The sequence below is a fragment of the Ornithinibacillus halophilus genome, assembly GCF_900129485.1.
GTDB lineage: Bacteria > Bacillota > Bacilli > Bacillales > Amphibacillaceae > Ornithinibacillus > Ornithinibacillus halophilus.
The window spans coordinates 33,933-52,627 of the sequence record NZ_FQVW01000007.1; the positions used below are offsets into that span (position 1 = coordinate 33,933).

Here is an 18,695-nt window from a genome sequence, read left to right on the forward strand (position 1 = left end):
TAATAATTTTGATAGAAATAGTTCTTGATAAACTATATGGTAGTATGCTAAAGTGAGTATTAGGTATTTGTCTTGTATTACAGGAGGTGTCATGGTAACATGGCTGGATTTATAAACATATTATTAGTAATTGATGCAATTATTATGATTGTTTTAGTATTATTACAATCAGGTAAAAGTGCAGGTCTATCAGGTGCTATTTCTGGTGGAGCTGAGCAACTATTTGGTAAACAAAAAGCACGAGGAATTGACCTCGTATTACACCGTGGCACAGTAATCACGGGTGTATTGTTCTTTGTATTAGCCTTTTTAAGTGCATACGTTATACAATAATAGAAAACCCTTATCATGAAAGTGATAAGGGTTTTTTACTGTGGTTATTGGTGCCTGTCACTTCCCGAATTTTGTCGAATGAATCACTAAGACTTGGTGCCAGTCCCAGTGTCTCGCTGCCATATTTTCCTGAAAAAAGGGTATAGTACATAGTAGAGAAAGTAAAGGTGATTGAACATGAAAATTAAACTACCAAAACCATTTACGTTTGAAGCAGGTCCAAGGGCTGTGTTGTTATTACATGGATTTACTGGACACTCTGCTGATGTTCGGATGCTTGGACGATTTTTAGAAAAAAAAGGATATACGAGTCATGCTCCAATATATCGTGGGCACGGCCTTCCCCCAGAGGAACTTATCAAATCAAATCCTGATCAGTGGTGGGAAGATGTACAAAAAGCATTAAACCATCTAAAAGAACTAGGGTATGAAGAAATTGCTGTAGCAGGACTTTCATTAGGTGGAGTTCTAGGACTGAAATTAGCTTATTCAGAAAATATAAAAGCAATTATCCCAATGTGTGCTCCAATGTTCTTTGATAATGAAACTCAACTTACAATAGGGTTCAAGGCTTTTTCAAAGGAATTTAAGCAACTAGAAGGAAAAAATGATGATTCCATCAATCATGAAGTAGAGTACTTGATGGAAAACTCTAAAGAGATGTTTACCCAACTTGGCAAACTAATTAATGAAGTGAAATCAAATGTTGATACAATCTATACACCAACGATGGTTGTACAAGCAAGAAATGATAAAATGATTAATCCTAAAAGTGCAACTTATATTTATGAAAATGTGGAAGCAGACGAAAAGTCAATCAAATGGTATGAAGAATCTGGTCATGTTATTACACTTGATAAGGAAAAAGACCAATTGCATGAAGACGTCTATGAATTTCTAGAATCGCTAGAATGGAATAATTGATTAGTTTAAGGGTAAATAGTGAATAATATAAAGAGGAAAGTAGGTGACAGACTAAATGGAACAAAATGAAATGATAGAGATATTGAAAGATTTTTTTGATAATCATGGAACCAAACCATTAGCTGTCCATGATATTGAGGAAGCATTAGAATTAGAAGATGCTGTTGAATTTAAAGAGTTAGTAAAGGCTTTAAATGAACTTGAGCATCGAGGAGAGTTAGTTAGAACCCGTAAAAATCGCTTTGGACTACCAGAAAAGATGAACCTAATCCGAGGACGAATTCAAATGCATGCGAAAGGCTTTGCATTTTTAATTCCGGATGATGAAGACCAAACCGATGTTTATATTCATCATTCAGACCTTGCCTCTGCGATGAACAATGATAAAGTATTAGTGCGCCTAGAGAAAATGGACTCAGACGGAAATCGTCCAGAGGGAACCGTCATCCGTATTTTGGAGAGAGCTGTAACTGAAGTAGTGGGAACATTTGAAGATAATAGAGCATTTGGTTTTGTAATCGCTGATGATAAGCGTATCCCAAATGATATTTTTATTCCTAAAAGTAAAATGAATGGTGCAGTAGATGGCCATAAAGTTATTGCGAAAATAACGAAGTATCCTGAAGCAAGAATGAGTGCTGAAGGCGAAATTACTCAAATACTAGGTCATAAAAATGACCCTGGAATCGATATTATATCGATTATTTATAAACATGGCATCAAAATCGATTTCCCTGATGAAGTACTTGAACATGCCACAAACACTCCTGATTCAATTTCAGAGGAAGAATTAGAAAACCGACGTGATTTGCGTGATGAAGTAATCGTCACTATCGATGGTGAAGATGCGAAAGACCTCGATGATGCTGTTACGGTTAAACGTCTAGACAATGGTAATTTTAAACTTGGGGTTTATATTGCTGATGTTAGTTACTATGTCAGAGAAAGTTCCCCTATTGATAAAGAAGCGTTTGAAAGAGGGACTAGTGTTTATTTAGTCGATCGTGTTATTCCGATGATTCCACATCGCCTTTCAAATGGAATTTGTTCCTTGAATCCTCAAGTCGACCGACTAACATTAGGTTGTGAGATGGAGATTGATGCAGCTGGTAAAGTTGTCAATCACGAAATTTTCCAAAGTGTTATTAAAACAACGGAAAGAATGACCTATAAAAATGTAAATAAGATTTTAGTTGATAAAGATGAAGAAACAAGGGATCGTTATAAAACGCTCGTACCAATGTTTGAAGACATGGAAAAATTAGCTTCTATTTTACGTAATAAGCGTATGGGTAGAGGTGCAATTGATTTCGATTTCAAGGAAGCCAAGGTCTTGGTGGATGATGAAGGAAAAGCAACAGATGTTGTCCTTCGAGAGCGTTCCGTTGCTGAGCGATTAATCGAAGAATTTATGTTGGCAGCAAATGAAACAGTAGCCGAACATTTCCATTGGATGGATGTTCCCTTTATCCATCGTATTCATGAAGATCCAGATGAAGGAAAACTACAGCACTTCTTTGAATTTTTAGCAGGACTTGGATATGTGGTTAAAGGAACAGCAAATGAAGTACATCCACAAGCACTGCAAAAGGTTTTAGACGAGGTGCAAGGAAAACCAGAAGAAATGATTATTTCAAAATTAATGTTACGCTCCATGAAACAAGCGAAATATGATCCGCAGAGCGTCGGACACTTTGGGTTGGCAACAGAATTTTATACGCATTTCACTTCTCCAATTCGTCGTTACCCGGATTTAATTGTTCATCGATTAATCCGTACTTACTTAGTAAATAAAAAGATGGATAGCGATACAATTAAGCATTGGAAAGAAGCACTACCAGAAATCGCAAGACATTCATCAGAACAAGAGAGAACAGCTGTTGATGCAGAAAGAGATACGGATGACCTTAAGAAAGCTGAATTTATGCAAGATAAAATCGGTGAGGAATTCGATGGTGTCATTAGTTCTGTGACCAGCTTCGGTCTATTTGTTGAGTTAGAAAATACAATTGAAGGACTCGTCCACGTAAGTTATTTAACAGATGACTATTATCATTTTGATGAACGACATTATGCAATGATTGGTGAGCGTACAGGGAATATGTATCGCATCGGACAAGCAGTTCGGGTAAAAGTAACCGGAGTGAATGTAGAAGAACATGTAGTCGACTTTGAAATGGTTTCAGGCGGTACTAGAGCAACGAAAAAGCAAGCAAATGCAGTAATGGATAATAATAATGCAATAAAAGCTAAAAAAGTGAACAAGAAAAAGAAGAAAAGAAGATAGGCACATCCTTCCGCCCAGAGCATAGACTAATTCTGTATTTGAAAATACGGAGTTAGTCTTGTTTTATTGAGGGACTGTGCTTGTCGATGACTCTAGCTGGGTTTTAGTGATGTTTACAGTAATCGAGAGGTGATCTCGATGCCGGAAGCGAATGAAAAAGACTGTCTAAGGTAATCGAGAGGTGGTCTCGATGCCGGAAGCGAAAGGAAAAGGCAGTCTACGGTAAACGAGAGTTGGTCTCGATGCCGGAAGCGAGCGCAAAGGGATGTCTACGGTAAACGAGAGGTGATCTCGATGCCGGAAGCGAAGGAAAGAGTCTGTCTACGGTAATCGACAGGTGCTCTCGATACCGGAAGCGAAGGAAAAGGACTGTCTACGGTAAACGAGAGGTGGTCTCGATGCCGGAAGCGAGCGCAAAGGGATGTCTACGGTAATCGATAGGTGCTCTCGATGCCGGAAGCGAAAGGAAAAGGCAGTCTACGGTAATCGATAGGTGGTCTCGATGCCGGAAGCGAAGGAAAAAGGCTGTTTACAGTAATCGAGAGGTGGTCTCGATACCTTTTCAAGTCACATCAGCAATCAAATTCACCCGAAAACTAAGAAATATACATCAGAAAAGAGTATATACTAAGAAAAAATCCTAAGAAATAATAAATAATCATTTAAATTGTTAAAAAGTTAAAAAGAAATAGTTGCAATCCTGAAAAACTGGGATTAAAATAAACCTATACCTAAAATGTTTCCTCGAGTAAACATTCGTTAATATATACAACAAAGGAGAAAAACAGAATGAGTCAAGAATTGATACTGGCTTTCTTGTTTACGTTATTTGCTGGTTTGGCTACTGGGATAGGTAGTTTGCTAGCCTTTTTTGCAAAAACCACTAATACGAAATTCTTATCCTTTGCTTTAGGTTTTTCAGCAGGTGTTATGATTTATGTTTCAATGGTTGATATTTTTTTCAAAGCAAAGGAATCGTTAGTTTCCGAACTAGGTGAGGTTAGTGGCTCATGGTTAACTGTAGGTTCATTTTTTGCCGGAATGCTTTTCATAGCACTTATCGATCGATTCATACCGACTCAATCAAACCCTCATGAACTGAAAAAAGTAGAAGATATGAAGAAAAATGGGCATGTCACAAAAGATGCTGATTTAATGAAAATGGGAGTATTCACAGCATTAGCAATTGGAATACACAACTTCCCAGAAGGAATTGCAACTTTTATTTCAACTTTACAGGATCCTGCTTTAGGTTTTGCGATTGCTATAGCTATTGCAATTCATAATATTCCAGAGGGGATCGCCGTATCTGTTCCTATTTATTATGCAACTAATAGTAAGAAAAAAGCTTTTAAATTCTCTTTCTTATCAGGTTTAGCAGAACCAGTTGGTGCAATCGTAGCATTCTTAATATTAATGCCATTTTTAACTGAAGTTATGTTTGGTGTCATCTTTGCAGCAGTTGCTGGGATAATGGTGTTCATATCACTAGATGAATTATTACCGGCAGCTAAAAAATATGATGAAGCTCACGTATCGATTTACGGTTTAATCAGTGGGATGGCTGTTATGGCAGTTAGTCTATTATTATTAATATAAAAATGTAGCCTGAGTCAGGCTACATTTTTTTATGATTGATACCATGCAATTAATTGGTCTTTTAACTGTTCATCTGTTACTTCTTTCACGCCAAAACCACTTATATCAATGATTTTTAAATCTGGTTCTTTACTTAGTTTAACAATGCAATGTCCCTCTAAATATGTAGGAATAATGTCCTCGACCACTTCATTTTCAAAGTAATCCGTTATTTTATTCTGCTCAGCTTCATCTACTGTCCAACCAACATCCATATTTCTTTTTACCGGTGGTGTAACTTTACCTTCATTTTTGTTGATTGAAATCTTTTTTTCTCCTGGAATTTTATGATTTAATGAGTGCAATAGCTTAATGACTTCCGAAAATCCAATAAAAATCATACCAATCACAAAATATGAAATTAAGGTGAATAAAAAACTAGTGAAACTAAATCCAACGTGGACGTCGCCAAAGAACGTATTGTAAGTATTAAGTTGTGTAGTCGATAATGCAAAAGCAACGATAACTCCTAAAACCATGATAGAAATCCCTATGATGTATAAAATCTTCGCAATTTTATTCTCTTCCATTTTTAAACCTCCAATCTACCATATGATTTCTCCATTAATAGTTTAAACTCCTTTAATTGTGGATGATTTTTTTAGCAATACCTCAATTGGAATATATGCGTTTATTTGATACAATAGAAGGCACGGAAGAAACAGGAGGAAAGCGTTATGCCAAAAGGTCAAGGGAAAGTGATTGCACAAAATAAAAAAGCATCACATGATTATTTTATAGAAGATACGTATGAAGCAGGGATTGTATTAAAAGGTACGGAAATAAAATCGCTTCGTGCTGGTAGAGTGAATTTAAAAGATTCCCATGCCAGAATTGACCGAAGAGGAGAAGTGCAACTCGTTAACTTGCATATATCTGAGTATGAACAAGGAAATCGATTCAATCATGATCCTACAAGATCTAGAAAGCTTCTTTTACACAGGAAAGAAATTGATAAATTAATTGGACTAACACAACAACAAGGTTATGCCTTAGTGCCGTTAAAGATTTATATAAAAAATGGGTTTGCAAAAGTATTAATTGGCCTAGGTAAAGGTAAGAAGAAATATGACAAACGTGAGGACTTGAAGAAAAAACAAATGAAGCGAGACATTGACCGAGCAATCAAAGATTCCATGAGATAGTAATTCTGGTGGAAACTACCAAGTCGTTAAATTTGACAACACCTTGAAAGATTATGTATGTATGCTATAATAAGAATTGTAGTAAGCGAGTGAACAACTTGCTTATGAAGCTCGATACTATCTTGAGCGTTTCTCTTATATGGGGGCGTTACGGATTCGACAGGGGTAGGTTGAGCTTAGGTTGCGCGTCGAGGTTACGGCTCGTAAAACGTTATTCGCCTAAATATAACTGGCAAAGAAAACAACAACTTTGCTTTCGCTGCGTAAGCAGTCGTAAGCAGATCCTTCCTGCTATTGCCTGTGTGGCAGATTGAAGGGTCTCAACTTTAGCAGGCTATCCTGTCATCCACCGTCTGAGGATGATTTGGGAAACCAATCAGACTAGCTACCCGAAAGCCTGTTGGTAGGCTGTAGGGATAGCGAATGATAATATACCAACTACACGTGTAGAAGCCTAAGTGGCAATATCTCTGGACGTGGGTTCGATTAGTAATTAGTCGCCTTTTGTGGTAACACAAAAGTGAAAATCCGGCTTTATCGGTGAAACCTAAGTTGCATAAAGTGAATGTTCATTAGAATACTTTTTGATCATCCCTTAAAGCAATAGGGCAATGCCGAGCGGTATGTGGAGCAATCCAACAGCCGTGTATCGACTTATAGGCTGCCTTCAAGGTAGTACTAGGATACAGGATGCTGCTTTCTAAGCAAATATAAATTCTGTATAATACGCCGGGGGACCTGGTTAGACAGGTTCAAGATATAGTCAGTGCCATGACGAAAGCATGGAATAGCACGTCCCACCGTCTCCACCAATACATAATTGGTGGTTTTTTATTTTCAATCAATCAAAGCACTGCTCTTAATTTAATGGAGCAGTGCTTTTTCTAATTCTACGTGAAAAAATAAAGTTTCATTTTATACCAAATCCACGTGCTGACTAAATAATATTGCAATAATAAGTAAAATAATAATTACACTAACAAATACTATTGAAAGTTTTCGTGATGTTTTAGCTCGGTCCACTTCATCCCATTTAACCGGGCGAATGCCACTTAACGAGAATACTGTAATTGCAGCTAAAATAACAGAAGTGATATTCCCAAGTAGGAGAAGTCCTGAACCATATGCCTCTTGCCACATCCCAGAACCAATTGTCATGCCCAAAACTACGGTAGGAGGTAAAAGGGCAACAGCAACCATTACTCCAACTAACGAACCAGGTAAACGATTTAGAATAGATAGTGCACCAGCTGTTCCTGATGCTAAAGCCAATACGATATCAGATATGTTTACATGGGTTCTGGTATAGAATTCACTACTTTCCAATGGGACGGGAAAGAAAAAGGTAAACAATATTGAAATTCCTATCACAATTAAAATTGCAAAAGATAGAGTTGTAAAGGAACTTCTTAATAATTGGAATTCACCCAGGATGGAAGAAAATGCGATAGCTATTGTTGGTCCAAGCATAGGTGCGATAACCATTGCACCTATAATAACGGCTTGACTATTTTGAATGAATCCAATTGTTACTACGACCGCAGAAATAATCACTAACAATGTATACGTTATAGTAATATGACTTGATTTTTTAATGTTTCCTAATAATTCTTGACGGCTTGCCCTTTGGAGCTTATTTTCGTCTTCATCATCTGAATCGACTCTTTTTTTCTCTTCTTCCTCATCAGTTGACCTCCTGATATACGTCTGCACCGGAAAAAGTAATACTTCAAAGCCATCAACTACATTTGATATCTCTTCAAAGTAATTGAGGATTTCCTCGGTATTTTTTGTTTCTACTAATACACGAATTAATTTCCTTTCCTTTGATTCTAATGAAACCCAATAGGACATATGTGGAAATTCCTTTAGGGAACCATCGACTTTCTCAAAAAATTTATTAGGAACATACGCCTCAATTAATTGGATATCCACCCATCTCACTCCATTAATTAATGATTACTATATAGTCTTTCCAATTCAACTCATATAAAAATACTCATCATAGGATAAATTACACTTTAAAATGAAAACTATAAGTAATGGAGGTGTAAGCAAAATGGAAAGCCAGAATTTTGGAGTACATGAAATTACCGACTTTAGAGAATTAACGAGTTTTAAAATATCTTGCCTTACCCAATCAAAAAAACGATTGGATATGGCACAGGATCCTCAGCTTAAAAACATAGTAAGTGAAAGCATACTGCAAGGAGAGAAATGCATTACAGAAATGCAAGAATTACTTAACAAGGCTACAAACCAATTTTTACAGTAAAAGGAGAAATAGGTATGGCAAATAAGGAATTAAGTTTTACCGATCAAGCGATTGCATCGGATATGTTATTTGAATCAAAAGCTGCAATTAAAGATATAGCAACAGCATTAACAGAAACAACTTCCTCTGAGATACGAACATTTTTAAAGAAAGAGTTAAAAAGTGCTATTAAACAACATGGACAAATTTATAACTATTTACATGAGAAAGGAATCTATGATGCATATAACGTGCAAGCGCAAATTTCAAATGATGTAGATTATGGTAATGAAGCATTAAAACAGTGAGAGGTGATAATATGCAAGATAATTTAGGTGTTCATGAATCATTGGAATTACAAGAAATTATGTCATTTAAAAGTCTATGTCTAACAAAAGCATCTGTTATGAAGGCACTTGTAACCGATGAAACGTTAAAAGGATTAATGGAGCAAGATGCAATGATGCACACACGTCATCTTGAAGAGTTGAAGAGTCATCTAAATTAAGGAGGATTCCTCGTGAACAAGTTTATAGAAAAATTAACGGGAATGACTGATTTAACGGATCAAGTCATTGCTACCGATATTTTAATTGCTGCTAAGTCTGAAGTAAGAAATTATGCTTTGGCAATAACAGAAACTGCTAGTCCAGCGGTCAGAGAAACATTAACTAAACAATTAGATGAGGCAATTGATTTTCATGAACAAATGACGAATTACATGATTGACAATGGATATTATTATCCTAATGATACGAAAAAACAACTTGAGTTAAATCTTAAAACAGCTGATACGGCATTAAATCTAGCGAATAATTAATAAAAAAGGAGAGCGATTTTATAAGAAAATCAGCTCTCTTTTTAACCCCGCATGTAACGGGCAGTAATACCCTAAACGAGAATACTATGAGGCGCAGCCAAAGAGGATAAGTGGGGGATAAACTGCCCGTAAATGTCCGATTCGATTCAACTAACAATCAGTGGGGGATAAAAGAAAACCCCCACTGATTGAAGTTTCACTTTATGTTACTATGAACTATAGAATGAAATTTCGGTAAATTTAGTTAGAAAAACCTAATCTTAATTGCAACCTTTTTTAATTAGACTGCATCTAAGTATTAAGGAGGGAGGGGAGCTAGCTTGTGCCTTGTCGACAGGTTGAAGAGAAAAGAAGAAAGTGCACTTCAAGAATTAATGAACGAGTATGGAGATTATCTCATCCGAACGGCGTATCTTTTATTGAAGGATCATCAAACAGCTGAGGAAGCTGTGCAAGATACGTTTATTACGGCATTTGATAAAATTGAGCAGTTAGATGAGGCGGATAAGTTAAAAAGCTGGCTCACCACCATTGTTCTTAATCGATGTCGATCGCAAATGAGAAAATGGAGTTGGAAAAATATCTTTCTAAACTTCGATACAGTTGAAAGAATCAAAGAAGATGAAGGGGCACCGAGTCCAGAAGAAGAATTAATGGACTTAGTATGGAATCAGAATTTAAGCCATGCGATTCAGAAGCTAGATTACAAGTATCGTGAGGTTATTACATTATTCTATTTTAACGAACTTAAAATACCAGAGATTGCTAGTTATACAAATTCGAAGGGAAATACGGTTAAGTCACGATTGAAGAGAGGACGTCTCTTATTAAAAGAATTATTAATGGAAGGAGAGGAAGGTTTTAATGAACGAGAAGAAAAGATTCAAAAATCAGCTCGATCATGAATTACAAAATATCCATTTTAACAAACAAGAAGAAGTACTTGATAAAGCGTATCCAACAACATGGAAGCAGAAGCTTTCTAAATTGTGGAATAAAGAAATCGATATCCCTCTCCTACCTGTTGGTGCAGTATTTGTATTAATGTTATTTGGTTATGGGTATAAGGATATTTTCAACAATGATCGCATGTATGAAGATAAAGAATTAGTTGAGATTGCTGGTAACACATATTGGAAGGATGAGTTAGAGAAGGTGATGGGCAAATATGAAGATTAGAATGAAGGTTAAGCACCTCGTACTCACAGTAGCAGCGATGGTAGTATTGGTTTTTCTACTATCTGTTGTAGTTTTACCTCAAATAGAATTGTATGTTGCCGAAAAAAAATTAGCTAATGGAGAAGCTGAGGGAAAAGCCCAACTAATGGAAGCTATTGATAGTACAATTTTGCCGTCACAGAGATGGGAAAAAATCCAAGAATATATGATTGATGGAGACATAACCAATCGCTTCGATTTATATGTAGGTCCTTCCATGTGGCATGGAGGAACCAGAGTTGAAGGAACACGATTTACCTGGAAAGAAAAATTACCATATCTTCAAGATTACGTTGAAAATGGACCAATCAATGGGTATTTAGCTACTGTTGCACAGGAAATAGCTTCTTACTATTTAAGAGAAAATAATCCTGAAAAAGCAGAAGAAGTGTTATTAAACACTGCGGATCGTTTCGCTCCAAGCCAACATCTCGGTTTCTGGAATGAGCTAATGATAAAACGAATTAAATTAGCTATGAGTTACTCTGATTTTGATAAAGCCAAAGAATATATTGAGGAAATGAATAATTCAACTACTTCAGATGATTACTATGTTCGAGCCGAAGTAACAACACTAAAAGCAGAGATTATCGTGAGAGAAGGTCGATTAGAAGAAGGTTATGAAGAATTAATGGATGCAATGGAGGAATATGAGTCACATTGGGCACAGGAAAGAGAAGAATGGGCTGAAGAAGATATCGATTTACCTATAAATGATAAAATCGAAAATACAATTGTCTACGAACAAATGGAATCTCTAAAAAGAAGATTAGAAAGAGAACTAAGTAATGGTTCTCAATCTATCGTAAATGTAAGTGGTCAGGTTATAAGAGAAGATGGTAGACCAATAGAAAATGCAGGCGTCTTTTTACGTGAAGAAAATCTAGTTAATCGAAGTATTGGTGATGACGAACCTTATCAAGTTTTAACGGATGAGAATGGAATGTTTGAAATTGAAGGTGTTGTCCCAGGGAGTTATCAGGTTTTCATTGGTTTAATGTTTGAAGATATTGATGGATATACGTGGCCAGTGGATAGGGATGATTGGATTGTTATTGATGGTTCTGAGGATATTAAATATAGTGTAACACTTCAACCATTGATTGAAATTAAGCGTCCTATTAATAACCAAAATATTACAGACCATGACGTTCATTTTGCATGGGAAGAGGTAGAAGGAGCAGATTATTATAATCTAAACTTAGGTCTGCAATATGAATCAGGTGGTGGAGTTAGTGTTGGTTTTAAAGAGTATATTTCTGGAAATGAGACAAAAGTTCCTGTTGAAGAAATATATAATAAAAGAGTTGGTATTTTGATGGGAGATGAGGAAGATTACAAGTATGCACACTCAGTTCTAGGTTTTATGAATCCTCATAATCAAATCTCGTGGTCTGTAGAAGCCTACACTAAAGATGGGAAACTTATTACCCGTAGTAATGGTTATAGACTACAAGAGAAAACTATTGGTAATTTACCTTTCTTTAACTTGAAAGGACGTGAATTAACTGAGGCAGATCAGTTGCTCCTTGATGGAAAGGTAGAACAAGCGTTAGAAATGTATATAGAGAAATATGAAGAAAATCCAGATGATATCCATAGCCTCCAAATGATACCAAGGTTAATAGGAATTAAAGGAGATGGTACTTTTGATTCTCGCCAGAAACTTGCACTACCTTATACAAAAGAATTAGCAGAAAGAACAGGAAGTCCTGACTATATATATGACGTTGCAGATTATTATTATAGTAGAAATTCTTGGGATAGCTATAATCGTTGGTATGAAAGATATATGGATTCGGTTAACAGACCTGATTTATCAAGTTATAACCAAGGTAACCGTGCTAGTGCGTTACTGAAACAAGGAAAAGTAGAGGATTCTATCCCACTATTTAAAGAAGCAATGAAAAAAGATAATAGTCACAGGTTTGTCGGGAACTGGCTAGCTGCAGAATTATACATCGGTAGTTCCTTCGAAAATGTCTTGAAAATTGCAGAAGAATACCCAGACCGATCATATATTGGATATAGAGAACAGAGAACTGATTGGGTTCAGATCATTTCACATATGGAAAAAGAGAGGCAAGAGGTACCAGAATATCAGCAGCAATTAAGAAAAGTGTTGGAAATGTATTTTCAAGGTGTAGATAGAGATATTGATGAATGGTTAAGTTCAACAGAAGAAGAAACAATGAAGGATTTTGTTATGGCACTTAAACGAGTCGATAATTAGGAATTAGAGGAATGAGGGACCCTTTGAAAATTTAGGTGAAACCTCATTCCTCTATTTTCCTCAATGCCTCCATAATCCCACCTAACAGTTACTCCACATCCTTAAGTAACTTTTCAATAGTTGTAATTCGATTGTTTAGCTCATTTATTTCATTCAGTTGTTGTTTTTGATAATTAGAGTTCTCTTTGTCAATCTTTAGTCGCTCATCTGCACGTCGTTCAGCGCGTTTCAAAATCTTTACTCCATAGACAATTGCAACAATGATTAAGGCAATTGGAAGTAAGAATAATATTAAACTAATTAGTAATCCAAAAATGGAAAATGTCTCCATCATATCCCCCTATTCTACATCCTTTAGAACTTTTTCAATTGAACCTAATCGGTTATTTAATTCACTAATTACTTTTGTTTGTTCTTTTTGAAATGTTGCATTTTCCTTATCTAGTTGTAACCTTTCATCGGCACGTTGTTCTGCTCGTTTTACAAAGCGAATTAAATACACAATCCCGACTATGAGCAAAATTATTGGTAACAGCGTGATTAAAAAGAATACTAACTGAATAATCATATCCCCAACATGAAAAGTAGACATAAAAACACTCCTCTCAAACTCAATCTTTCTCTTTTTGTTTTTTTAACGTTAAACTATTAGCTAGTATATTGATCAATTCAGGGTTAAGAGTTAGGTTAAAAGAATTTACTTCAAAGTATTTCATTGTTTTCCCTTTCTCGGAAACTTCATAATCCCCCTTTATTAAATTTGCCTCTTCTAGCCGCTGCAAATGTAAATATAGTAATGGTCGGCTAATCCCTAACTCTCTTGCTAGCTGGCTAACGTACTTTCTTTCCTCATACAAAATAGAAATAATCTTTAATCGATAAGGATTTGATAATGAATCAAGAACTTTTAATAGGTAATCCCCACTATTTATACTCATGTAATAATTTTATTACAGGTGTAATTGAAAGTCAACATATGAAAGTAAAACATCACATCATGTTCGGGGAAAACACCCTAAACTTCAGGGAGAATGGGGAAAACTTCGGTGAAATTCTATAATGTTCAAGTAAATTCTCCTCATCTTCAAGTAAAAAAACAAAAACTTCGGGAATTCCCCCTCCGATTAAAAAGGAATTCCTTCCCTCACGTCGAATATTCAATTAAGGAAGGTGACAGAAAATGTTAATTAAACCACAAAAATTAAAACAAGGGGATAAAGTAGCAACAGTCAGTCCATCATGGGGAGGAGCAGGGGAACCTGATCTTAGATGGAGATATGAGTTAGGAGTTCAACGGTTAGAAAAGGAATTTGGTCTAGAGGTTATCGCAATGCCAAATAGCTTAAAAGGCTCGGATTATGTGTATGAACATCCTGAGGCACGTGCAGAAGACTTGATGGAGGCATTTCAGGACAAGTCCATCAAAGGAATTATTACAAATATCGGTGGAGATGACAGTATTCGATTACTTCCATATATTGATTTTTCAATTATGAGGAAGAATCCTAAGATTTTTATGGGATTCTCTGATACGACTATTTCCCATCTATTTTGTCTAAAAGCAGGTTTATCGTCATTTTATGGACCAGCGATTATGACTGACTTTGCCGAAAATGTAGAAATGCATGCTTATACTACTGAGATGATTCATCGAACACTATTTAGTGAAACGCCAATAGGTGAAATAAAACCTGCACCAGAATGGACAAGTGAAATGATTCGTTGGGAAAATGGTAATAAAGACATTCGCCGTAAGATGAAACCAAACCAAGGATATGAGTTGTTACAAGGAACGGGAACTGTAAAAGGTAGGCTTATGGGTGGATGTATTGAGGTATTAGAGTTCGCAAAAGGAACAGAAATATGGCCAAATAAGGAACAATGGGAGAATACAATACTATTTTTTGAAACATCAGAGGAAAAACCAAATCCATCTTTAATTTGCTACTGGCTAAGAAATTATGCAGCAATGGGAATTTTACAACAAGCAAATGGGATTGTTTTTGCTAAACCAAAAGATGAGACGTACTTTAATGAATACAAAGAAGCGATTTTACAAGTAATGAAGGAGTATGGTTTAGAAGATATCCCTATTTTATATAATTTAAATTTCGGCCATACGGAACCTAAGTTTATTTTACCGTATAGGGCATTAGCAGAAATTAATTGTGAACATGTCACATTCTCAATATTAGAGAGTGGAGTAACTAATTAAAAGGGAGATGGAGCAATGAATCGTTTAAATTTAATTACTTTAGGCGTGAGAGATATGGTAGAATCCATTCGATTTTATCGTGATGGTCTTGGATTCGATGTAATAGTATATGGAAGTGAAGAAAATCCAGATGTTGCCTTTTTCAAGAATAACGGAACTAAAATTTCACTCTTTCAAATTGATAAACTAGCAAAGGACATCAGTGAGGAAGCACCTCCTGCACTAAATCAAGGCTTTGCTGGAATTACATTAGCTTATAATGGAAAATCTGAGGAAGAAGTAGATGAGGTCTTTAAATTGGCGAAGAATGCAGGCGCTAAGATTGTCAAAGAACCCCAGAAGGTATTTTGGGGTGGATATAGTGGTTATTTTCAAGACCCTAATGGGTATTACTGGGAAGCAGCGTATGGGGAAACTTGGGAATTTGATGAGAACGAGATGTTGGTTATTAACTAAAATGAAACAATCTCGGTGACTCTTACGTATTACATAGTAAAAAAAATGGGGGAGTTTCATGCTAGAAAATCTTAACGAGGAAATCATTCGTATAAAAGGAAATATTCGTCGAAAGCAAAAAATCGAAGCCCAACTAGTAGACTATGAAAATGAACGTAGCAGTATTAAACAGACTATTTCTGAACTTAAGAGACGGTTAAAAGAAGAACAAAAAGATGTCGATCGTTTAACAGGGCTAAGTATTACGAATTTAATTTCTACTATTGTTGGGTCGAAATATGAAAAACTAGATAAAGAAGAAGAGGAAGTAGCTGTCGTTCAATTAAAACTAGAAGAAGCTAACAAAACGCAGCAAGAAATTGATGAATCGATTTCTTCATTACGTGGGAAACTGAGTGAAGTAAAAGAGAGCGAAAAGGAATATGAGCAACTTCTTACTAAAAAAGAAGAGTTAATTAAAGATGGGAGTTCCGTTTATTCCAACCAACTTTATGAATTAGATGAGAGAGAAGCAGACTTAAAGGCATATTTAACAGAATTAAAAGAAGCGGAAACAGCAGGCAGGTATGTTCAAGAGGCATTAGAACGTGCTATTGATTCATTAGAGAGTGCCAAAGGATGGGGAACATGGGATATCGTCGGTGGTGGAATGATTTCAACAGCGATCAAACATGACCACATCGACAAAGCTTCCTCAAACATCCATATTGCTCAGTATCGGATGCGTAATTTTCAGAAAGAACTTCTGGATGTAGATGAATCCATTAAAATTGATGTGGATATTTCTAGTCTATTAAAATTTGCTGATTTCTTTTTTGATGATTTTATTTCTGATTGGATGGTCCAAGGGAGAATTAAAGATTCACTCGATCAGACATTGTCAGGTTTTGCGACAGTTAAGAGAGTAATGGATAAGTTAACAAATCAAATTAACCAACAGCAACATGATCTTAGTCAAGTACAAGTAGAAAGAAAGAAAATCCTCGAACAAGTATAAGGAACAAATATCGATGTACCCTAATGTAATAGTGATTCTGTTAGGGTACTTTAATTATAAATAATTTGTCTTTTAATGTATTGACAATATACCTGTCAGGGTATAATATGGATGAGTAGTTAATTGTTACGAAAGTAAAGGAGAAGCGCCTATGCAATATGATGATAAAGTAAAGAATCGAATGAAGCGTATTGAAGGGCAAATTAAAGGTATCTTAAAAATGATGGAGGATGAGAAGGATTGTAAGGATGTAGTCACTCAACTTTCAGCAGTTAAAAGTGCCTTGGATCGCACTTCAGCATTAGTAGTTAGTAAGAACTTAGAAGCTTGTATTCGTCAGGCCGATAGCGATGAAAATGCCGAAGCTTTAATAAATGAGGCTGTCAATCTTCTAGTTAAAAGTAGATAATTAACCTGTTAACATCTAACGTGATGTTAACTTTTTTTGGGAAGTATATATACCCATACACCTATATGTAAACTTAAGGAGGAACAATGATGAAAGAAATTACTACAAATGAGATTGCATTAAAACTAAACAATGGAGAATCTATTAATATTATTGATGTACGTGAAGATGATGAGGTTGCAATGGGTATAATTCCAACTGCCAAACATATTCCACTCGGTCAGCTTGGAGAACGAGTAAAAGAATTAAATAAAGAGGATCATTACTATATTGTATGTCATTCAGGTGGAAGAAGCTCGATGGCGTGCCAAGTGCTCGAAGCAAATGGTTATAATGTTACTAATATTGCTGGTGGAATGCTTGCATGGGAAGATGAATTAGAATTCTAGATAGGAGGATATTTTTATGGATATTGTACAATGGGCGATTATCATTATCGCAGTTGGTTTTATCATGAGCCGATTTATGCCAGTTAAAGGTATTGAAAATATAACATCACAAGAAGCTAAAAAACGTTTCAAAGATAAGAACATCCAATTCGTAGATGTAAGAACACCTGGGGAGTATAAAGGGAATCATAAAAAACCTTTTGTAAATATTCCACTACATGAATTGAGCAATCGAACAAAAGAGTTAGATAAACAAAAAGAAGTCGTTGTCATATGTCAAAGTGGAATGAGAAGTATGAAAGCTGCTAAACTCCTTAAAAAGCAAGGGTTTGGGAAAATCACTAATGTTAAGGGCGGAATGAGTGCCTGGTTCTAATCTATGAAAGAGAGGAATGCCAAATGGAATTTATATATATAGTACTGTGCATTGCTCTTCTATCATTTTTGTATAAAAGACATATGCCAGTATTTGGAGTGAAGAATATAAAAAGCAATGACTTCATATCTATAGATGATAAAGTCATTTTAGATATAAGGGCGTACAATACATCTTGTAATGGTACCTTTGAGGTAGCACATTGCCTTCCTATCTCATATCTTAATCGCTATTATAAAGAAATCCCAAATAAACCTATCCTTTTAGTAGCATCTGATCATGTAGAAAAAAATCTTGCTGCTAGATTTTTAAAGAGTAGAGGATACTCAGTAATAGGGTATTATATTGCAAGTGAAGATGAGCAAGGAATTTTTTGTTATAATTTTTAACTTAATTAGGTATGGTATATTTAGTATAGAGAATTTGGAATGATAGAAATGAAAAATTAATGGAGGTTGTAATTATGAAAGAAATTACTGCAAAAGAACTTGCTGAAAAAGTTAAAAAAGGTGAAGAAGTAAATATTATTGACGTACGTGAAGATGATGAAGTAGCTGCTGGTAAGATTCCAGGTGCACGTCATATTCGCTTAGGAGACATCCCAGATTCATTCGACAAATTAAATAAGAACGAACACTACTACATGGTATGTCGTTCTGGTGGAAGAAGTGGAAAAGCGTGTGAAATTCTTAAGTCAGAAGGATTTGATGTAACAAATATGACTGGTGGAATGCTAGCTTGGGAAGATGAAGTAGAAGTAGAGGGATAAATACGACTGATTCACTCCATATGACATTGAAATACTACTAATGAAGAGAGCCTTTTTTACAAAAAAGACTCTCTTTTTTGTTTCCTTTACATTTACTTGGAATGGATTAGATCTACGACAAACCTTTATTCAATTAAGAAACCAAGATGAGTCAAGACAGAGAACATTGTAAAATAAGGACAATTCAAACCTTCTACACCAGCAGAACAACAATTAATCCAACAAGTAAAAA

Annotated in this window: 25 protein-coding genes and 1 other RNA gene; 21 read left to right on the forward strand and 5 right to left on the reverse strand. The window is 35.6% G+C overall.

Annotated elements, in window-relative coordinates:
* Nucleotides 1–99 precede the first annotated feature (99 nt).
* The 4 genes from secG to zupT all read left to right on the forward strand — a co-directional run bounded on the left by secG (nucleotide 100) and on the right by zupT (nucleotide 5,143).
* Nucleotides 100–333: a preprotein translocase subunit SecG gene (gene secG / locus BUB12_RS05100; RefSeq protein ID WP_072888714.1), complete on the forward strand. Its 234-nt coding sequence runs from the start codon at nucleotides 100–102 to the stop codon at nucleotides 331–333.
* A 177-nt stretch (nucleotides 334–510) separates the two neighbouring features.
* Nucleotides 511–1,257, forward strand: coding sequence for an alpha/beta hydrolase (locus BUB12_RS05105; protein ID WP_072888716.1), 747 nt, complete (start codon nucleotides 511–513; stop codon nucleotides 1,255–1,257).
* 55 nt (nucleotides 1,258–1,312) lie between these two features.
* Entirely contained in the window at nucleotides 1,313–3,544 is a 2,232-nt protein-coding gene (gene rnr, locus BUB12_RS05110) for a ribonuclease R (RefSeq protein WP_072888718.1), read from the forward strand.
* A 789-nt stretch (nucleotides 3,545–4,333) separates the two neighbouring features.
* On the forward strand, nucleotides 4,334–5,143 hold the full coding sequence (zupT, locus tag BUB12_RS05115; RefSeq protein WP_072888720.1) for a zinc transporter ZupT: 810 nt from the start codon (nucleotides 4,334–4,336) through the stop codon (nucleotides 5,141–5,143).
* Between the two features lie 29 nt (nucleotides 5,144–5,172).
* Here the strand turns inward: zupT and BUB12_RS05120 are convergent, their stop codons facing one another.
* Nucleotides 5,173–5,712, reverse strand: coding sequence for a hypothetical protein (locus BUB12_RS05120; protein ID WP_072888722.1), 540 nt, complete (start codon nucleotides 5,710–5,712; stop codon nucleotides 5,173–5,175).
* A 147-nt stretch (nucleotides 5,713–5,859) separates the two neighbouring features.
* Here BUB12_RS05120 and smpB point away from each other — a divergent pair, with 147 nt between their 5' ends.
* Together smpB and ssrA are read left to right on the forward strand one after the other, a co-directional pair.
* Nucleotides 5,860–6,327: an SsrA-binding protein SmpB gene (gene smpB, locus BUB12_RS05125; RefSeq protein WP_072888724.1), complete on the forward strand. Its 468-nt coding sequence runs from the start codon at nucleotides 5,860–5,862 to the stop codon at nucleotides 6,325–6,327.
* 149 nt (nucleotides 6,328–6,476) lie between these two features.
* Nucleotides 6,477–6,816, forward strand: a transfer-messenger RNA (tmRNA) gene (gene ssrA / locus BUB12_RS05130).
* Nucleotides 6,817–7,242: 426 nt separating this feature from the next.
* On the opposite strand, the gene BUB12_RS05135 is transcribed toward ssrA, so the two are convergent.
* Nucleotides 7,243–8,262, reverse strand: coding sequence for a TIGR00341 family protein (locus BUB12_RS05135; protein ID WP_072888726.1), 1,020 nt, complete (start codon nucleotides 8,260–8,262; stop codon nucleotides 7,243–7,245).
* Between the two features lie 124 nt (nucleotides 8,263–8,386).
* On the opposite strand from BUB12_RS05135, the gene BUB12_RS05140 reads away from it, so the two are divergent.
* The 7 genes from BUB12_RS05140 to BUB12_RS05170 all read left to right on the forward strand — a co-directional run bounded on the left by BUB12_RS05140 (nucleotide 8,387) and on the right by BUB12_RS05170 (nucleotide 12,852).
* Complete coding sequence (locus BUB12_RS05140) at nucleotides 8,387–8,602, forward strand: hypothetical protein (RefSeq protein WP_072888728.1); 216 nt, start codon at nucleotides 8,387–8,389, stop codon at nucleotides 8,600–8,602.
* A gap of 14 nt (nucleotides 8,603–8,616) precedes the next feature.
* Entirely contained in the window at nucleotides 8,617–8,889 is a 273-nt protein-coding gene (locus BUB12_RS05145) for a spore coat protein (RefSeq protein WP_072888730.1), read from the forward strand.
* A gap of 11 nt (nucleotides 8,890–8,900) precedes the next feature.
* Entirely contained in the window at nucleotides 8,901–9,089 is a 189-nt protein-coding gene (locus BUB12_RS05150; RefSeq protein ID WP_072888732.1) for a hypothetical protein, read from the forward strand.
* A gap of 12 nt (nucleotides 9,090–9,101) precedes the next feature.
* Nucleotides 9,102–9,401 carry a spore coat protein gene (locus BUB12_RS05155; RefSeq protein WP_072888743.1) on the forward strand — a complete coding sequence of 100 codons (300 nt, stop codon included), beginning with the start codon at nucleotides 9,102–9,104 and terminating at the stop codon, nucleotides 9,399–9,401.
* Between the two features lie 338 nt (nucleotides 9,402–9,739).
* Entirely contained in the window at nucleotides 9,740–10,306 is a 567-nt protein-coding gene (locus BUB12_RS05160; protein ID WP_327196131.1) for an RNA polymerase sigma factor, read from the forward strand.
* A complete protein-coding gene (locus tag BUB12_RS05165) occupies nucleotides 10,266–10,580 on the forward strand; it encodes a hypothetical protein (protein WP_072888748.1) in 315 nt (104 codons plus the stop codon). Before BUB12_RS05160 ends, BUB12_RS05165 begins: the two co-directional genes overlap by 41 nt.
* Nucleotide 10,581: 1 nt before the next feature.
* On the forward strand, nucleotides 10,582–12,852 hold the full coding sequence (locus BUB12_RS05170) for a carboxypeptidase-like regulatory domain-containing protein (RefSeq protein WP_234982577.1): 2,271 nt from the start codon (nucleotides 10,582–10,584) through the stop codon (nucleotides 12,850–12,852).
* Between the two features lie 88 nt (nucleotides 12,853–12,940).
* Here BUB12_RS05170 and BUB12_RS05175 read toward each other — a convergent pair whose 3' ends face one another.
* From BUB12_RS05175 to BUB12_RS05185, 3 genes are read right to left on the reverse strand one after another with little or no spacing between them, the layout of a single operon-like run.
* Nucleotides 12,941–13,183 (reverse strand): hypothetical protein, encoded by a 243-nt coding sequence (locus BUB12_RS05175; RefSeq protein ID WP_072888752.1) that lies wholly within the window; start codon nucleotides 13,181–13,183, stop codon nucleotides 12,941–12,943.
* A gap of 9 nt (nucleotides 13,184–13,192) precedes the next feature.
* A complete protein-coding gene (locus tag BUB12_RS05180; RefSeq protein WP_072888754.1) occupies nucleotides 13,193–13,444 on the reverse strand; it encodes a hypothetical protein in 252 nt (83 codons plus the stop codon).
* Between the two features lie 19 nt (nucleotides 13,445–13,463).
* The gene (locus BUB12_RS05185; protein WP_072888756.1) at nucleotides 13,464–13,790 is read right to left on the reverse strand and encodes an ArsR/SmtB family transcription factor; all 327 of its coding nucleotides are present in this window, start codon (nucleotides 13,788–13,790) and stop codon (nucleotides 13,464–13,466) included.
* 242 nt (nucleotides 13,791–14,032) lie between these two features.
* On the opposite strand from BUB12_RS05185, the gene BUB12_RS05190 reads away from it, so the two are divergent.
* From BUB12_RS05190 to BUB12_RS05225, 8 genes are all read left to right on the forward strand, one after another.
* On the forward strand, nucleotides 14,033–15,067 hold the full coding sequence (locus BUB12_RS05190) for a S66 family peptidase (protein ID WP_072888758.1): 1,035 nt from the start codon (nucleotides 14,033–14,035) through the stop codon (nucleotides 15,065–15,067).
* A 15-nt stretch (nucleotides 15,068–15,082) separates the two neighbouring features.
* On the forward strand, nucleotides 15,083–15,523 hold the full coding sequence (locus BUB12_RS05195; RefSeq protein ID WP_072888760.1) for a VOC family protein: 441 nt from the start codon (nucleotides 15,083–15,085) through the stop codon (nucleotides 15,521–15,523).
* A 58-nt stretch (nucleotides 15,524–15,581) separates the two neighbouring features.
* On the forward strand, nucleotides 15,582–16,520 hold the full coding sequence (locus tag BUB12_RS05200) for an AAA family ATPase (RefSeq protein ID WP_072888762.1): 939 nt from the start codon (nucleotides 15,582–15,584) through the stop codon (nucleotides 16,518–16,520).
* A 151-nt stretch (nucleotides 16,521–16,671) separates the two neighbouring features.
* Nucleotides 16,672–16,929 (forward strand): metal-sensitive transcriptional regulator, encoded by a 258-nt coding sequence (locus BUB12_RS05205; protein ID WP_072888764.1) that lies wholly within the window; start codon nucleotides 16,672–16,674, stop codon nucleotides 16,927–16,929.
* A gap of 89 nt (nucleotides 16,930–17,018) precedes the next feature.
* Nucleotides 17,019–17,318 carry a rhodanese-like domain-containing protein gene (locus BUB12_RS05210; RefSeq protein WP_072888766.1) on the forward strand — a complete coding sequence of 100 codons (300 nt, stop codon included), beginning with the start codon at nucleotides 17,019–17,021 and terminating at the stop codon, nucleotides 17,316–17,318.
* Between the two features lie 16 nt (nucleotides 17,319–17,334).
* Nucleotides 17,335–17,694, forward strand: coding sequence for a rhodanese-like domain-containing protein (locus BUB12_RS05215; protein WP_072888768.1), 360 nt, complete (start codon nucleotides 17,335–17,337; stop codon nucleotides 17,692–17,694).
* Nucleotides 17,695–17,717: 23 nt separating this feature from the next.
* On the forward strand, nucleotides 17,718–18,083 hold the full coding sequence (locus BUB12_RS05220; RefSeq protein ID WP_072888770.1) for a hypothetical protein: 366 nt from the start codon (nucleotides 17,718–17,720) through the stop codon (nucleotides 18,081–18,083).
* Nucleotides 18,084–18,157: 74 nt separating this feature from the next.
* Nucleotides 18,158–18,463 carry a rhodanese-like domain-containing protein gene (locus BUB12_RS05225; RefSeq protein ID WP_072888772.1) on the forward strand — a complete coding sequence of 102 codons (306 nt, stop codon included), beginning with the start codon at nucleotides 18,158–18,160 and terminating at the stop codon, nucleotides 18,461–18,463.
* The last annotated feature ends 232 nt before the right edge of the window (nucleotides 18,464–18,695 follow it).